Annotated in this window: 13 protein-coding genes and 1 tRNA gene; 6 read left to right on the top strand and 8 right to left on the bottom strand. The window is 63.5% G+C overall.

Annotation, left to right across the window (positions count from 1 at the left end; all coding sequences use genetic code 11):
- Window positions 1–11 precede the first annotated feature (11 nt).
- The 4 genes from NKJ73_RS01930 to NKJ73_RS01915 are packed head-to-tail and all read right to left on the bottom strand — an operon-like array spanning window position 12 to window position 4,447.
- Complete coding sequence (locus NKJ73_RS01930; protein WP_352568158.1) at window positions 12–788, bottom strand: enoyl-CoA hydratase/isomerase family protein; 777 nt, start codon at window positions 786–788, stop codon at window positions 12–14.
- A complete protein-coding gene (locus NKJ73_RS01925; RefSeq protein WP_352568157.1) occupies window positions 781–2,382 on the bottom strand; it encodes an acyl CoA:acetate/3-ketoacid CoA transferase in 1,602 nt (533 codons plus the stop codon). Before NKJ73_RS01925 ends, NKJ73_RS01930 begins: the two co-directional genes overlap by 8 nt.
- On the bottom strand, window positions 2,379–3,395 hold the full coding sequence (locus NKJ73_RS01920; RefSeq protein ID WP_352568156.1) for a Gfo/Idh/MocA family protein: 1,017 nt from the start codon (window positions 3,393–3,395) through the stop codon (window positions 2,379–2,381). Before NKJ73_RS01920 ends, NKJ73_RS01925 begins: the two co-directional genes overlap by 4 nt.
- Window positions 3,392–4,447 (bottom strand): LacI family DNA-binding transcriptional regulator, encoded by a 1,056-nt coding sequence (locus NKJ73_RS01915; protein WP_352568155.1) that lies wholly within the window; start codon window positions 4,445–4,447, stop codon window positions 3,392–3,394. The genes NKJ73_RS01920 and NKJ73_RS01915 overlap by 4 nt, the downstream gene beginning before the upstream one ends.
- A gap of 242 nt (window positions 4,448–4,689) precedes the next feature.
- Between NKJ73_RS01915 and NKJ73_RS01910 the strand changes: the two genes are divergently transcribed.
- Together NKJ73_RS01910 and fcl are read left to right on the top strand one after the other, a co-directional pair.
- Window positions 4,690–5,844, top strand: a complete 1,155-nt coding sequence (locus NKJ73_RS01910; protein ID WP_352568154.1) for a dihydrodipicolinate synthase family protein — start codon at window positions 4,690–4,692, stop codon at window positions 5,842–5,844.
- 163 nt (window positions 5,845–6,007) lie between these two features.
- Window positions 6,008–6,970 carry a GDP-L-fucose synthase gene (fcl, locus tag NKJ73_RS01905; protein ID WP_352568153.1) on the top strand — a complete coding sequence of 321 codons (963 nt, stop codon included), beginning with the start codon at window positions 6,008–6,010 and terminating at the stop codon, window positions 6,968–6,970.
- A 66-nt stretch (window positions 6,971–7,036) separates the two neighbouring features.
- On the opposite strand, the gene NKJ73_RS01900 is transcribed toward fcl, so the two are convergent.
- Together NKJ73_RS01900 and cpdR are read right to left on the bottom strand one after the other, a co-directional pair.
- Window positions 7,037–7,111, bottom strand: a tRNA-Val gene (locus NKJ73_RS01900).
- A gap of 104 nt (window positions 7,112–7,215) precedes the next feature.
- Window positions 7,216–7,578 carry a cell cycle two-component system response regulator CpdR gene (gene cpdR / locus NKJ73_RS01895; protein WP_006199474.1) on the bottom strand — a complete coding sequence of 121 codons (363 nt, stop codon included), beginning with the start codon at window positions 7,576–7,578 and terminating at the stop codon, window positions 7,216–7,218.
- Between the two features lie 153 nt (window positions 7,579–7,731).
- Here cpdR and NKJ73_RS01890 point away from each other — a divergent pair, with 153 nt between their 5' ends.
- From NKJ73_RS01890 to NKJ73_RS01880, 3 genes are all read left to right on the top strand, one after another.
- Window positions 7,732–8,673, top strand: coding sequence for an N-formylglutamate amidohydrolase (locus NKJ73_RS01890; RefSeq protein WP_352488728.1), 942 nt, complete (start codon window positions 7,732–7,734; stop codon window positions 8,671–8,673).
- Window positions 8,674–9,001: 328 nt separating this feature from the next.
- Entirely contained in the window at window positions 9,002–9,775 is a 774-nt protein-coding gene (gene hisN, locus NKJ73_RS01885) for a histidinol-phosphatase (RefSeq protein WP_352568152.1), read from the top strand.
- Window positions 9,776–10,194: 419 nt separating this feature from the next.
- On the top strand, window positions 10,195–10,386 hold the full coding sequence (locus NKJ73_RS01880) for a hypothetical protein (protein ID WP_352568151.1): 192 nt from the start codon (window positions 10,195–10,197) through the stop codon (window positions 10,384–10,386).
- A 20-nt stretch (window positions 10,387–10,406) separates the two neighbouring features.
- Here the strand turns inward: NKJ73_RS01880 and NKJ73_RS01875 are convergent, their stop codons facing one another.
- Window positions 10,407–11,378, bottom strand: coding sequence for an alpha/beta fold hydrolase (locus NKJ73_RS01875; protein WP_352568149.1), 972 nt, complete (start codon window positions 11,376–11,378; stop codon window positions 10,407–10,409).
- A gap of 474 nt (window positions 11,379–11,852) precedes the next feature.
- Here NKJ73_RS01875 and NKJ73_RS01870 point away from each other — a divergent pair, with 474 nt between their 5' ends.
- Complete coding sequence (locus NKJ73_RS01870) at window positions 11,853–12,317, top strand: Hsp20 family protein (RefSeq protein ID WP_023675381.1); 465 nt, start codon at window positions 11,853–11,855, stop codon at window positions 12,315–12,317.
- Window positions 12,318–12,406: 89 nt separating this feature from the next.
- Here NKJ73_RS01870 and NKJ73_RS01865 read toward each other — a convergent pair whose 3' ends face one another.
- On the bottom strand, window positions 12,407–13,459 hold the full coding sequence (locus NKJ73_RS01865; protein WP_352568148.1) for a threonine aldolase family protein: 1,053 nt from the start codon (window positions 13,457–13,459) through the stop codon (window positions 12,407–12,409).
- Window positions 13,460–13,867 lie beyond the last annotated feature (408 nt).

The raw sequence follows: 13,867 nt of genomic DNA, 5'->3' as shown, positions 1-13,867 counted from the left end.
TTTCCAGGTTCCTAAGATCTTGAGAACGCCGGCTTCTGCTTGGTCTTGAAAGCCTCGACGCCGGTCCTGAGATCGCTTGTCAGCGCGATGAAGCCGCTGGCCAGCGCTTCGGTCGCGGCAGCACTCTCTTCGCCCTCGGCGATTGTAATCATCAGCTTGGCGGCTTCGGTCGCGAGCGGGCCGCGCTCGGCGATCTTGCCGGCCCAGGCCTTGGCTTCGGCGAACGCCTTACCGGTCTCGACCACCCGGTCGACAATCCCCAGAGCAAGAGCCTCGGTAGCCAGAAACACTTCGCCGCCGAGCGCCATCCGCCGCACTGCCTGCGCACCGAAGCGGCGCACGGCGCGCTGGGTGCCGGACCAGCCGGGAACGACGCCGATCGAGGTTTCGGGGAACCCCAACTTCACCTGCGTTTCCGCCACGCGAAAGTCGCAAGCCGCCGCCAGTTCCAGCCCGCCGCCCAGCGCATGGCCGGCAAGAACGGCGATCGTCGGCTGCCGCAGCCGCGCCAGCCGGTCGAAGACGCGGTGGCCGTAGCGCACCCATTGCACCTGGAAATCGGCAGCGCTCATTTCTGCCCAAGCCTCGACGTCGCCGCCGGCGCAAAAGCCCTTGCCTTCGCCGCAGACCAGCACGACGCGGACGCCGGTTGCTGTCTCGGCCTCGTCGAGTGCCGCTTCCAGCGCCCGCAGCATCGGAATATCGAGCGCGTTGAATTTCTCCGGCCGGCGCAGCGTGACAATGCCGATGGCGCCGTCGGTTTCAAAGGTTACCAGACGCTCAGCCATGTGCGGCTCCAAGCGACACGCCGCCATTGAGCGATAGGCCGATCGGCCGGTCCCGGTAGAGCGCATCCGGCGTCACTTTCAGGTCGTTGGCGACGGCGAGCGGGATCTCGGCCTGCGCCAGCACATCGCGCTCGAGGTCGATGCCCGGCGCCAACTCGGTCACCATCAGCCCCGCAGGCGTCAGCTTCATCACGCAGCGCTCGGTGACATAGGTGATATCCTGTCCCTGCGCGACGGCACGCTTGCCCGAGAAGGAGATATGCTCGACCTCGCCGACGACTTTCTTGACCTTGCCCTCCTGGTCGATGCGGATGCCGCCACCGGCAAGCGACAGCTTGGCGCCGGCATTGAAGAAACCGGAAAAGACGATCTTCTTCGCCCGCGCGGTGATGTCGACGAAGCCGCCGGCGCCGGCGGTGACATGCGGCCGCGCCGAAAGCTTCGAAACATTGACCGAGCCGTGCCGGTCGATCTGCAGGAAGGACAGCAGGGAGGCGTCGAAGCCGCCGGCCTGGAAATAGATGAACTGGTGCGGCGAAGGCATGAAGGCGTCGGCGTTCGACGAGCAGCCGAACTTGAAATCGAGCAGCGGCACGCCGCCGACCGCGCCCTGTTCGATGACCCAGGTGACCTTGCCGTGCTGGCCTTCCTCGAGCAGGATGCGCGGCACATTGGCCGAGATGCCGAAGCCGATATTGACCGCCATGCCGTCGGCAAGCTCCATGGCGACGCGGCGCGCAATGACCTTCTGGACGTTCATCTCGGCGTTGCGAAAGCTCGACAGCGGCCGGAAGATCTCGCCGGAGATGGCCGGATCGTAAGGCGTCAGCGTCGTCTGCAACTGGTCGGGCGCCACCACGATATGGTCGACCAGCACGCCGGGCACGCGCACATCGTGCGGCTTCAGCGTGCCGTTCGCGACGACGCGCTTGACCTGCGCGATGACGATGCCGCCATTGTTGCGGGCGGCCAGCGCCTGTTCGAGGCCGCCGAGATAGGCACCCTCATGCTCATAGGTAAGGTTGCCGCGCTCGTCCGCCGTGGTGGCGCGGATGATCGCGACCTGCGGTACGATCGAGCGGAAATAGAGCCATTCCTCGCCGTCGAACTGCTGCACCGAAACGATCGGCTCGCTGGCGGCAGCATTCATGGCGCAACCCTGATGGCGCGGGTCGGCAAAGGTATCGAGCCCGACCTTGGTCAGCACGCCGGGGCGCTTGGCCGCGGCCTCGCGATGCATGTCGAACAGGATGCCGGACGGCACGTTATAGGCGGCGACCGAATTGTCGCCGATCATCTTCCAGATCTGCGGCGGTTCCGACGATGACGGCCCGGACGGATAGGAGCCGCACAAAGTGCGCTTCAACAGGCCGGGCTTGGCTAGATGGTCGATGCCCTTGATGCCGTACATGTCACCGGCGGCGATCGGATGCAGCGTCGTGATGTCCCTGGGATGGCCTTCCGCGTCGAAGCGCTCGCCGACGGCAGCCAGCACCGCATCCGGACAGCCGAGGCCGCTCGACGATGACACGGAAACGACCATGCCATCCCTGATCAGGCCGGCAGCTTCAGCCGCTGAAACGAGCTTGCTCACGCGGCGCTCCCGAGCTTCGGGTCGATGGCAACGGCGTTTCCGGACCTGGCCGATTGCAATGCCGCCTCGGCTGATGTCAGCGACCAGACGCCGTCCTCGCCGGTGGCGGACGGCTGGCCGTCGCCACGGATCGCTGCGTGGAATTCGCGCAGCGAACGGGCATAGAGGTCTTCGCGGTCGAAGCTCAATTCCTCCTCGCCCTGTGCCGTGCGAAGCAAGACCGAGCCGACCGGCTTCTGCGTCATCACATTTTTGGCGATCAGCGAGCCTTCGCTGCCATGCACCTCGAAGCCGGTGCCGGCGAATTTTGTCGTGAAGCCCTCATGCGATTGGGCGATGACGCCCGATGCGAAGCGCCAGAGGCACATGGCGCCGTCTTCCAGTCCGCCGGCGGCCATGCCGGCCGACTGCGTGAATGCCGAGATCTCGACGGGATCGTCGCCGAGCACGAAGCGCAGCGTGTCGGCATCGTGGACGGTGATGTCGAGCACCACGCCGCCGCCGGCGTCCGGCCTGGTGATGCGCCAGCCCTGCAGGTTTTCCGGCAGATAGACGGAGTGGAAGACGCGCGCGGCGATCAGCCTGCCGATGCGGCCGGCAGCGATCGCTTCGCGCATCGCCCGATGCGAGCCGGCATTGCGCAGATGGTGATTGGTGCCGAGCACGACGCCGGCGGCCCTGGCCGCCGCGACCATCTTGCGCGCGTCGGCGCTGGTCAGCGCCAGCGGCTTTTCGCACAGCACATGCTTTCCCGCCTCGATGGCGGCGAGTGCCTGTTCGAGATGCAATTCGTTAGTGGTCGAGATGTAGACGGCGTCGATATCGGATTTGAGCAGGGCGTCGAGCGTCGAGACCGCCGCCGGAATGCGGTTTTCACTGGCGTAAGTGGCGGCGCGCTCCGGGCTGGAGCTCATCACCGCGGCGATCTCGCCGTCCTTCTGCGCGCGGATGGCGCCGATCATGAACTGTCTTGCGATCGTGCTGGCGCCGATCAGCCCCCAACTGACGGTCATGCCGCGTCTCCCATTCCTGCACAGCCATGCTCGTTGCGATCGGGGCCGCAGCTTTCCCTGACCACGAGGTTGACGGCGCCGATATGATCCTCGGCGCGCGTGGTGCGCGATTGGATCATCTTCAGCACGACATGGGCGGCGCGCTCGCCGAGGCCGGCGGTGTTCACCGCGACGCTGGTCAGCGCCGGCATATAGTGCTCGGCCTCGGCGACGTCGTCGAAGCCGACGACGGCAAAGTCCGCGCCGGGTTCCAGGCCGCGCTTGCGCAGCGCCAGCAAGACGCCGAAGGCGACCGCATCGTTGAAGCAAAGGGCCGCGGTCGGCGGCGCGGCCATGGCAAGTGCGGTTTCCAGGCAGGCAATACCGCCCTTGCGGCTGGTTTCGCCCTCGAAGACCAGCCTGTCGGCCGGTTCGATGCCGAGCGCTTCACAGGCCTCGCGAAAGCCGCCCAGGCGCTCGTGATAGACGACAAGGTCGGACGAGCCGCCGAAGAAGGCCAGCCGGCGATGGCCCTTGCCGATCAGATGGGCGGTGGCGAGATAGGCGCCGCGATGATTGTCGGGCGTGATCACCGGGATACGGCTTTCGGGAAGCCGGCGCATGACGAAGACGACCGGAACGCCTGCGGTCTCAAGGCGACGGAACGCGCCAGGCGTGGAGCCGCGCGCCGGCGACACGACGAGCCCGGCGACACCCTGCTCCATCAACGATTTCAGAACCTCTTCCTGGCGCACCGGGTTTTCAGCCGTATTGGCGATGAAAGGCACGACGCCGGCCGACTGGAAGACGCGCTCCATGCCGACCGCGAGCTCGGCGAAAAACGGATTGGTGAGATCGTTGATGACCATGCCGATGACGTTGGAATGGGCCTTGCGCAGATTGGCGGCGCCGCGGTTGTAGACATAGCCGACGTCCTCGATCGCCTTGCGCACCTTGAGCGCGGTTTCGGGCCGGATCAGCCCGCTGCCTTGCAGCACCAGCGATACCGTCGATTTGGACACGCCCGCCTCACGGGCTATGTCGAGTATCGTTGCCTTGGCCCGGCTGGCCATCCAGATCTGTCCTCCCGGTGGTTTCTTGTGCGATTTTATTGGAACGATCTAATCCCTGGGGCGCATTTGAGTCAATCGCGTTTTTGCGAACCCGGGAAAAATGCGGCTCGGTGGCGCAATCCTCCGGCAAGCAGGCTTTCGGCTGCTGCGATGCAGCAATTTTTGCTGCACGAGGCAGGGCGGCAAAATATCTTGATTTGTTGGAACGTTCCAGTTAATAGGCGTTGGTAAGGGAGAGAGCCATGGACATCACCTTGCCCGGGGAAGGCGCCGGCCGTGTCCGCTACCGGCTTGTCGGCCAGCCGGTGCAGCCTGTGGCCGGCGCTCGCTTCTCGCGCATCGCCTACGCCGCCGCCCATGTCGTTGCCGATCCCCGCGCCATGACCGATCCGTGGTCGAGGCCCGCGGTCGACTGGGACAAGACGATGGCGTTTCGCCATCACCTCTGGCGGCTTGGCTTCCGTGTCGCCGAAGCGATGGACACCTCTCAGCGCGGCATGGGTTTCGACTGGGCGAATGCCAAGGAATTGATCCGCCGCTCGATCGCCGAGGCGCGCAGCGTCGAAGGCGCCGATCTTGCGTCGGGCGCCGGCACCGACCATCTGGCGCCGGGGGGCGCCAGCAGGCTAGACGATGTCATCGCGGCCTATGAAGAACAGCTCGGCTTCATCGAAGGGCTTGGCGGCAAGGCGATCATGATGGCCAGCCGGGCGCTTGCGGCGGTCGCCAAAGGCCCCGACGACTATATCGGCGTCTACGACCGCATCCTGTCCCAGGCCTCCGGCAAGGTCATCCTGCACTGGCTGGGCGACATGTTCGACCCGGCGCTGAAAGGCTACTGGGGCAGCAGCGACTTCGAAACTGCGCTGGAGACGGTGGTCGCGATCATCGAACGCCATGCCGGCAAGGTCGAAGGCATAAAGATATCGCTGCTCGATGTCGGCAAGGAGATTGCGCTCAGGGACCGGCTGCCCGAGGGCGTGCTGATGTTCACCGGCGACGATTTCAATTACCCCGAGCTGATCGCCGGCGACGGCGACAGACATTCGCACGCGCTGCTCGGCATTTTCGATGCGATCGCGCCGGTCGCCAATGCAGCGCTGGCAAAGCTGGCCGACGGCGACCGCGCCGGCTATGACGCGCTGATGGCGCCGACAGTGCCGCTGTCGCGCAAAATCTTCGAGGTGCCGACCGAATATTACAAGGCCGGCATCGTCTTCATGGCATGGCTGAACGGCCACCAGGAGCATTTTTCGATGATCGGCGGCATGCAATCGGCGCGCGGCATCCGTCACTATTCCGATGTCTTTCGCCTTGCCGACCAGGCAGGGTTGCTGGCCGACCCCGAGCTTGCCATTGCCAGAATGACAAGCCTCTGCGCGGTAGCGGGCGTCTGATCGCGAGCGCTACAGCATCCGATCAAAGGTTGCTTCGGGTGGCTTTGCGATTTGCCTTGTCTGGGCAAATCTGTATGCGGTATGCGTCCGGCAACAGAGAAGCCGATCCGGCGCTCCGCCGGCCAACTGGCAAAAAGCTGCCGTTCTGCATTGGGGTAAGCTGATGACCTTCGACCTTCAGGGCAAGCGCGTTTTCGTGGCCGGACATCGCGGCATGGTCGGCTCGGCCATCCTGCGCCGATTGGCCGACGAGGATTGCGAGGTTATGACCGCCTCGCGCGCCGAGCTCGATCTTCTCGACCAGGCCGGCGTGCGGCGCTGGATGGCCGACCGCAAGCCGGATGCAGTGGTGATGGCGGCGGCCAAGGTCGGCGGTATCCTGGCCAACAACAGGCTTCCCGTCGATTTCCTGCAGGACAATCTCGTCATGCAGAACAATGTCATCGACAGCGCCTTCCGCAACGAGGTGCAGAAGCTGCTGTTTCTCGGTTCATCCTGCATCTATCCCAAATTCGCGGCGCAGCCGATCTCCGAGGACGCCTTGCTGACCGGGCCGCTCGAGCCCACCAACGAATGGTATGCGATCGCCAAGATCGCCGGGCTGAAACTGTGCCAGGCCTATCGGCGCCAGTACGGCGTCGACTACATCTCGGCGATGCCGACCAATCTCTACGGTCCGGGCGACAATTTCGACCTCAATTCCAGCCATGTCGTGCCCGCTCTGATGCGCAAGGCGCACGAGGCCAGGCGCGCCGGCCGCAAGAGCCTGGAGGTGTGGGGATCGGGCACGCCGATGCGTGAATTCCTGCATGTCGACGACGCCGCCGACGCGCTGGTCTGGCTGCTGAAGAATTATTCGGGCGACAGCCACATCAATGTCGGCTCTGGGGAAGACATCACCATTGCCGACCTTGCCCGCACCATCGTGTCGGTCGCCGGCGCCGATGCCGCGATAACGTTCGATGCGACGAAGCCGGACGGCACGCCGCGCAAGCTGATGGACGTGTCGCGTCTGTTCGCCACCGGCTGGCGCCCGCGCTATTCGCTGCGCAGCGGATTGGAACAGACCTATGCGTGGTTTCTGGAGCACGTCGAGAGCGGCGATCTCCGCCTCGGCGCCGCCTGAGGCCGGTATAGGCCGGGAACGTCAGTCGACGAAAAATACCGACGGCCAATTGAGGGATTGTCTGGATGGTGGGCGTGACAGGGATTGAACCTGTGACCCCTGCAATGTCAATGCAGTGCTCTCCCGCTGAGCTACACGCCCATCCGAAGCCGCGCATACACCATTTTTGGTTCTGCACGTCAATAGCGGGAAAGGGGAAAGAATGGCTGGCTTGCGGCGTCGGTCAAGACGCGACAAAAAGCGCGTCAGGCGGCCTGCAGCATCTTTTCGACTTCGTTGACGAGGTCGCGCAGGTGGAACGGCTTCGATAGCACCTTGGCGTCTTTCGGCGCCTTGGAATCAGGGTTCAGCGCGACGGCGGCGAAGCCGGTGATGAACATCACCTTGAGGTCGGGATCGATCTCCGTGGCGCGACGGGCGAGCTCGATGCCATCCATCTCGGGCATGACGATGTCGGTCAAAAGCAGCGAAAAAGGTTCCTCGCGCAGCCGCTCATAGGCACTGGCGCCATTGTCGAAATCGCTGACCTGATAACCGGCGCGCTCCAGCGCCTTGACGAGGAACCGGCGCATGTCGTCGTCGTCTTCCGCCAGCAGAATGCGTGCCATCTTGTCCCGTCCGAATCACCCAACCGACAATGCCGTGCGGCAAGCCCGTTAACCATGCTGTATATGAGGAGGCGACGGTAAACATCAAGTGAACGTTGGGCGCACAATCCTGTTTTGGCTTGCGCTTCGGCGGCTGGACATGCGGGCGGCGAGGTGGCACTTTCCTATCATGATGCATTGGTATTCCCGGGTTCGTTCAAATTGAAAACGGCAGCCGAGGATTTTTCGGTCGTTCCTCCCTTCGAAATCCGATCGGGCGCCGAACAGCGCGTTCCCTTCCTCTTCAACTCGCCGCATAGCGGCCGCTACTATCCGGACCGGTTCATGGCTATGGCCAAGCTGGACCGCAACGCCATCCGCCGCTCAGAGGACTGCTATGTCGAGGAATTGTTCGGCGGCGCCGTCGCGCTCGGGGCGCCGATGCTGGCGGCAAACTTCCCGCGCGCCTATCTCGACGTCAACCGGGAGCCGTGGGAACTCGACCCGCGCATGTTCGCCGAACCGGTGCCGTCATTCTGCAACATCCGCTCGGCGCGGGTGGCCGGCGGGCTCGGCACCGTGCCCAAGCTGGTCGGCGAGGGGCTCGACATCTATTCCGGCCGCTTGCCGCTGGCGGAAGCCGTGGCGCGCATCGAAGCGGTCTACAAGCCCTATCACGAGACGCTGAAACGGCTTTTGACCAGAACCCATGCGCGCTTCGGCTACGCCGTGCTGATTGACTGCCACTCGATGCCGGCAAGCATAAGGGTCGGCGACAGCGGATTGCGGCCGGACTTCATCGTCGGCGACCGCTTTGGCATTTCCGCCGCGGCGGCGTTGACCGAGACGGCGATCGGCCTGCTCACCGGCATGGGCTACAGCGTCGCCCACAACAAGCCCTATGCCGGAGGCTTCATTACCGAGCACTATGGCCGCCCCGTGCGCCATCTGCATGCGCTGCAGATCGAGGTCAATCGCGGGCTCTACATGAATGAGCGGACGTTCCAGAGATCGGCTGGTTTCGACGCCCTGGCCGACGATCTGGCGCGGTTTTCGGCCGAACTGATGGCGATGCCCGATCACAATTTCATGGATCTGCCGCTGGCCGCCGAATAGCCGCGGAATCGCGGTACTCGCCGCTCATGCGGCAGCGTAAAAAAAGACCGCATCGTTTGCACGACACGGTCGAAGTCTAGGGAGGAAACGCCCAAGGAGGGCATGGACAGGAACCCCTGTCCGAGAACAAACGTATTGTGCGCTGCACAAATGTCAAGGCACGTTCCGGCTTTTTTAATTCACTGTGAAGTGGAAATTGCATTTCCATGACGGCGGCGTTGCATTCGAGCAACAGTTGGCACCATGCGAAAGGCTCCGAACGCCTTTGTTTCGGCATAAATCCGTAGGCAAACGGGCATCTCCAAACATGCTGGAGCGGGAGAATCAGTTGGACATCAGCATCGAGTTCATGCGGCGCATTGCGCGTGCCGCCGCAGCCGAGACCTTGCCGCGCTTCCGCAACCAGGGCGCGGTCACCAACAAGGAGCGCGGCAGCTTCGACCCGGTCACCGAGGCCGACCGCGAGGCCGAGCGCGCCATCCGGGCGCTGATATCAGCGCAGTACCCCGATCACGGCATTCTCGGCGAGGAACATGGCGGCGAAAACATCTCCAGCCGGCATGTCTGGGTGATCGATCCGATCGATGGCACGCGCGCCTTTATTTCCGGCCTGCCGGTATGGGGCACGCTGGTCGGGCTGACGGTCGACGGCGATGCCGTCGCCGGCATGATGTCGCAGCCCTTCACCGGCGAGCTGTTCTACGCCAATGCCTCGGGCTCGCATTATGAAGGTCCCGGTGGCCCGCGAAAACTCGCGACGCGCAAGACGACGAATCTCGCCGAGGCGACGCTGTTCACCACCACGCCGGCGCTGTTCAAGGGAGACGCGCGCCTGCGCTACGACCTGTTCGAGCAACAGGTCCAACTCGCCCGCTACGGCACCGACTGCTATGCCTTCGCCATGGTGGCGGCGGGCAGCGTCGATATCGTCGCCGATCCCGGATTGAAGCCCTACGACATCGTCGCGCTGATCCCGATCATCGAGAAGGCGGGCGGCGTCATCACCACTTTCGAAGGCGGACCGGCGGAAAAGGGCGGCGACATTCTGGCAGCGGCGACACCGGAGCTGCACGCGGCAGCAATGGCGGCGCTGCGCGGCTGAGATTGGCCATTGCTGCCCAGGCAAGATCGTTGCCATACCTCCTGACAGGATGATGTCAGTTGGCATGCGCTATGGAACGCTGTCAGCCGGGGAGGACCATAGATGCCGACGCAGCCAGCAGCCAGCCATTCCGATGCTCCGGCGGACGGGCGGAGCGATTTCGATTTCTTTTTCGGGCGCTGGACCGTCGGCCATCGAAGATTGCAGAAGCGGCTGCAGGGCGACGGCAACTGGGATGTGTTTGGCGGCACGTGCGAGGTGCGGCCGATCCTTGGCGGCCTCGGCAATGTCGACGACAATTGGATTGAATTGCCCGGCGGGCCCTATCGCGCCGCCACCTTGCGGACCTTCGACCTGCGGCGAGGCAATGGTCGATCTGGTGGATCGACGGCCGCAATCCGTCGACCATCGATGTTCCGATGCGCGGCACTTTCGTGGCGGGCGTCGGCACGTTCCTGTGCGAAGACGTCTTCGACGGCCAGCCGATCCAGGTCCGCTTCCTGTGGTCGCGGATCACGGACGGGTCGGCGCGCTGGGAGCAGGCCTTTTCGCCGGACGGCGGCAAGGCATGGGAGACCAACTGGATCATGGATTTCGCCCGCACGAGCTGAAGCCGGACAAGGTATGTGGCTCAGACGTCACCGATTCCGGGGATGAAGGCATCGAATGCGGCTAGCAACTGCTCGCGATAGAGATCGGCTTCCTGCAGGATCTCATGGCGGGCGCCGTCGATCATCACTAGCGAGCCGACGCGCAGACGTCTCGCATAGGCCTCGACTGCCCTGGTCGAGACGACCTGGTCGGCGCCGGCGGCGATCATCAGCAAGGGCACGTGGATCTTGGCCATGAAATCCGGGTCGCTGACGATCAAGGACGCCTCCGTCGCCGCCTTCAGCCAGCGGATCGTCGGTCCGCCGAGCGCCAGCTGCGGATAGGTTTCGTAGATCAGCGTATTGCGCCGATAGCGTTCCGGGTCGCTGGTCAGCTTGTTTATGGCGAAGGGCACCGATTCCTTGGGCCGCGGCCCCCATGCGGCATAGAGTCGGCCAAGGCCGAGAAGGCAGAACAGCGAACAGATGCGGCGGACGGTTTTTACCGAAACCGGCAGGTCCGGCACGGTGAAGAACGGTGCGATCAGCACCATGCGGCGCACGCGGTTCGCCATCGAGGGCGCGGCGAGCAGCGCAATCACCGCGCCGGCCGAGTGGGCCAGTATGTAGTAGGGTCCTCGGCAATCGGGCAGCACGATCTCCTCGAAGAACTGCTCCAGATCGCCGGTGTAGTCGAAGAAGCTCCGGACGAAGCCGCGCTGTCGGTCGCCGATCAGCCGGTCGGAAGCGCCCTGGCCGCGCCAGTCGAGGGTTGCCACGCCCAAGCCCCGGTCGGTAAGGTTGCGAATGGTCTCGAAATACTTCTCGATGCACTCGTTGCGGCCGGTCAGGACAACGACGGTGCCCTTCATCGGGCGGGCAACCGCGGCAAACAGCCCATAGCGGATCTTCTTGCCGTCGCGCGTGGTGAAGAAGCCGCCGGCCGTGTTTTCCGGCAGCGGATTGCCCGGAGTTTCGTGGAAGAGAGGGGGCTGGTGGAGAAGATCGGTCATACGGTGTTTGGTTGGTGTCGGTGCCGGCGTGGGCGCAAGTCAGGCATAAACGCCCATGCGCCAAAAGCAAAAGGAATTCGGGACGCCGGGGAGGTCGACCCAGGCAGCGAACAAGTAAGGCCGGAAGCAGCCTTGGCGTGCTTCCGGCCTCTGTCGACCGGGAGGAAGGGACGTTACACCCGGTTCGGCCTCGTCGTGTCGCCTTTTCCGGCGACCTGTTCGTGATCTCGAGAACAGTTTTAGTGCCGCCTGGCTGAACGCTCGCCGAAGCCACGGTTCATCTGCCGTTCATCGGCATCGGGACGTGGGCCGGGACCGGTTCCGTTCGGACGCGGGAAAATCTTGAAATGCCGTCGCCGGCTTCCCAAATTTGTCATGCGGTCGCCAATGTCGGGGCCGCTGGCCCATCCGGAACGCCGTCACGGGTTTCGCACCGGCCATACGCAACCTTGTTGCTCAACAGGAGAACACACCATGCGTCACGTTGATTTTTCCCCGCTCTACCGTTCGACCGTCGGTTTTGACCGGTTGTTCACCATGCTCGATTCGCTTGCGCAGCCGGAAGGCCAGACGTATCCGCCTTACAACATCGAGCGCACGGGCGAGGATGCCTATCGCATCTCGATGGCTGTGGCCGGCTTCTCGGAAGATGAGATTTCGATCGAAGCTCACCGCAATGTGCTGACCGTCAAGGGTGAGCGCAAGGAGGAAGGCAATGGCGAAGGCTCCGAACTGCTCTATCGCGGTATCGCCAGTCGAGCCTTCGAGCGCCGCTTCCAGCTTGCCGATCACGTCGAGGTTGTCGGCGCCGCGCTGAAGAACGGCCTGCTCTTCGTCGACCTCAAGCGCAACATCCCCGAAGAGCTGAAGCCGCGCAAGATCGCGATCACCTCGGCTCCGGCCAAGGCCAAGCAGATCGAGGCCAAGACTGCCGCCTAAGCCAGGCAGCTAAACTCCGGGACGCCAACTCCCCGGGAAGAAAGGGCGGTGCAGCAATGCGCCGCTCTTTTGCTGGTGGGCAAGGCTTGCTATCCGGCGAGCAGGTAGCCGAAACGGTCGACCTCGTCGGGCGTGGTCGCGAAGCTGGTGACAAAGCGATAGAGCGCTTCGTCTTCGCCAATGTAGCCGTCGTAGCCGAGCGGCCTGTGCCAGTCGTGGAAGGCCGCCCCTGCCGCTTGCATTCTTTCGGCCTCGGCCTTTTTCATGACTGCGAAGACCTCGTTCGCCTGCGGCAGCCAGGCCAGCCGGGCCGAAGGGGAATCTTCTATCGCCGCGGCAAGCCGTGCCGCCATCGCATTGGCGTGCCGTGCTGTGTCGAGCCATAGCCCACCCCTGAAATAAGCATCGAATTGCGCGGCGATGAAGCGCGATTTCGAGAACAGCTGGGCCGCGCGCTTGCGCAAAAAGGCCAATTCCTTGGCTCGCTCGAGGTCGAACAGCACGATCGCCTCGGCGCACCAACAGCCATTCTTGGTGCCGCCAAAGGAGAGGATGTCGACACCGTGCTTCCAGGTCATTTCGGCCGGCGTCGTTTCCAGCGCGACGAGCGCATTGGCAAAGCGGGCCCCATCCATGTGCAGCGGCAATCCGTGCTGCTTTGCGATCGCCGAAATCCTGGCGATTTCGTTCAGCGTGTAGACGGTGCCGACTTCGGTCGACTGGGTGATCGAAACGGCAACCGGCCGCCCGGAATGGACGTTTTCGGGTGCGAAACGGTCCACCGCCCGTTCCAGATTGCTGGCATCGATCCTGCCGAGTGCGCCTTCGACTGTATAAAGCCGCGAACCGCCGGTGAAATATTCCGGTGCACCGCATTCGTCCTCGATGACGTGCGATTCGCGATGGCAGAAGGAAATGCCGCCTGGCTTGTTATAGGTAGTCAGCGACAGCGAATTGGCAGCGGTGCCGGTGGCGACGAAAAACACCGCGACCTCGCATTCGAAGATTTCATTGAAGCGCTGGTAAACGGCCTTGTCGAGGGCACCGTCGCCATAGGCGGTGGAGAAGCCGTCGGCATGGCCCGACAGGCCGGCAGCGATACGGGGATGGGCGCCTGCCCAATTGTCGGAAGCGAAAATCATGCGTCTGCCTATGCTGGGGAAATCGATGCGAGCTTGGCCGCTTTCGCATGCCGGCCGCAAGTGGCAGATGCCGAAAATCCGCTAAAGCCAGCGAAACGCATGAGCGTAGATGCAGCGACTGAAGGCTACGCTGACACGGCGTTCCGCGCAATTTTCTATCGCGAAAGCCTCAAGAATTTTGTGAATCGGTCTTGTGTGCATCCAAAATTTCTGTCATAAAAATTTAGGACAGTAGTGCTGTCTTATTTTGTCGCACAAAACTGGCCGCATTGGCATATGATTGCGCCTCTGCGGCATTGCCGCGAGCGACAGCTAGACAGCCTGGCTCCGGCCTGTACGAATACCATATGCGAACCATGCGGAAAGCCGCACGGTCGGCAAGAATTTCGCAAGACGTGCCGCAAGATT

Origin of the sequence: Mesorhizobium sp. M0074, from assembly GCF_040322975.1 — a bacterium.
Lineage (GTDB): Bacteria > Pseudomonadota > Alphaproteobacteria > Rhizobiales > Rhizobiaceae > Mesorhizobium.
The sequence above is the reverse complement of the archived record's forward strand: the minus strand, read 5'-3'. Positions and strand labels throughout refer to the sequence as shown.

Excerpts from the sequence above, each read along its gene's own strand:
- NKJ73_RS01910 (WP_352568154.1), top strand. The coding sequence starts at position 4,690 with ATGGACATCACCTTGCCCGGGGAAGGCGCCGGCCGTGTCCGCTACCGG.
- NKJ73_RS01915 (WP_352568155.1), bottom strand. The coding sequence starts at position 4,447 with ATGGCCAGCCGGGCCAAGGCAACGATACTCGACATAGCCCGTGAGGCG.
- cpdR (WP_006199474.1), bottom strand. The coding sequence starts at position 7,578 with ATGGCACGCATTCTGCTGGCGGAAGACGACGACGACATGCGCCGGTTC.
- NKJ73_RS01920 (WP_352568156.1), bottom strand. The coding sequence starts at position 3,395 with ATGACCGTCAGTTGGGGGCTGATCGGCGCCAGCACGATCGCAAGACAG.
- fcl (WP_352568153.1), top strand. The coding sequence starts at position 6,008 with ATGACCTTCGACCTTCAGGGCAAGCGCGTTTTCGTGGCCGGACATCGC.
- NKJ73_RS01930 (WP_352568158.1), bottom strand. The coding sequence starts at position 788 with ATGGCTGAGCGTCTGGTAACCTTTGAAACCGACGGCGCCATCGGCATT.
- NKJ73_RS01880 (WP_352568151.1), top strand. The coding sequence starts at position 10,195 with ATGCGCGGCACTTTCGTGGCGGGCGTCGGCACGTTCCTGTGCGAAGAC.
- NKJ73_RS01870 (WP_023675381.1), top strand. The coding sequence starts at position 11,853 with ATGCGTCACGTTGATTTTTCCCCGCTCTACCGTTCGACCGTCGGTTTT.
- NKJ73_RS01875 (WP_352568149.1), bottom strand. The coding sequence starts at position 11,378 with ATGACCGATCTTCTCCACCAGCCCCCTCTCTTCCACGAAACTCCGGGC.
- NKJ73_RS01865 (WP_352568148.1), bottom strand. The coding sequence starts at position 13,459 with ATGATTTTCGCTTCCGACAATTGGGCAGGCGCCCATCCCCGTATCGCT.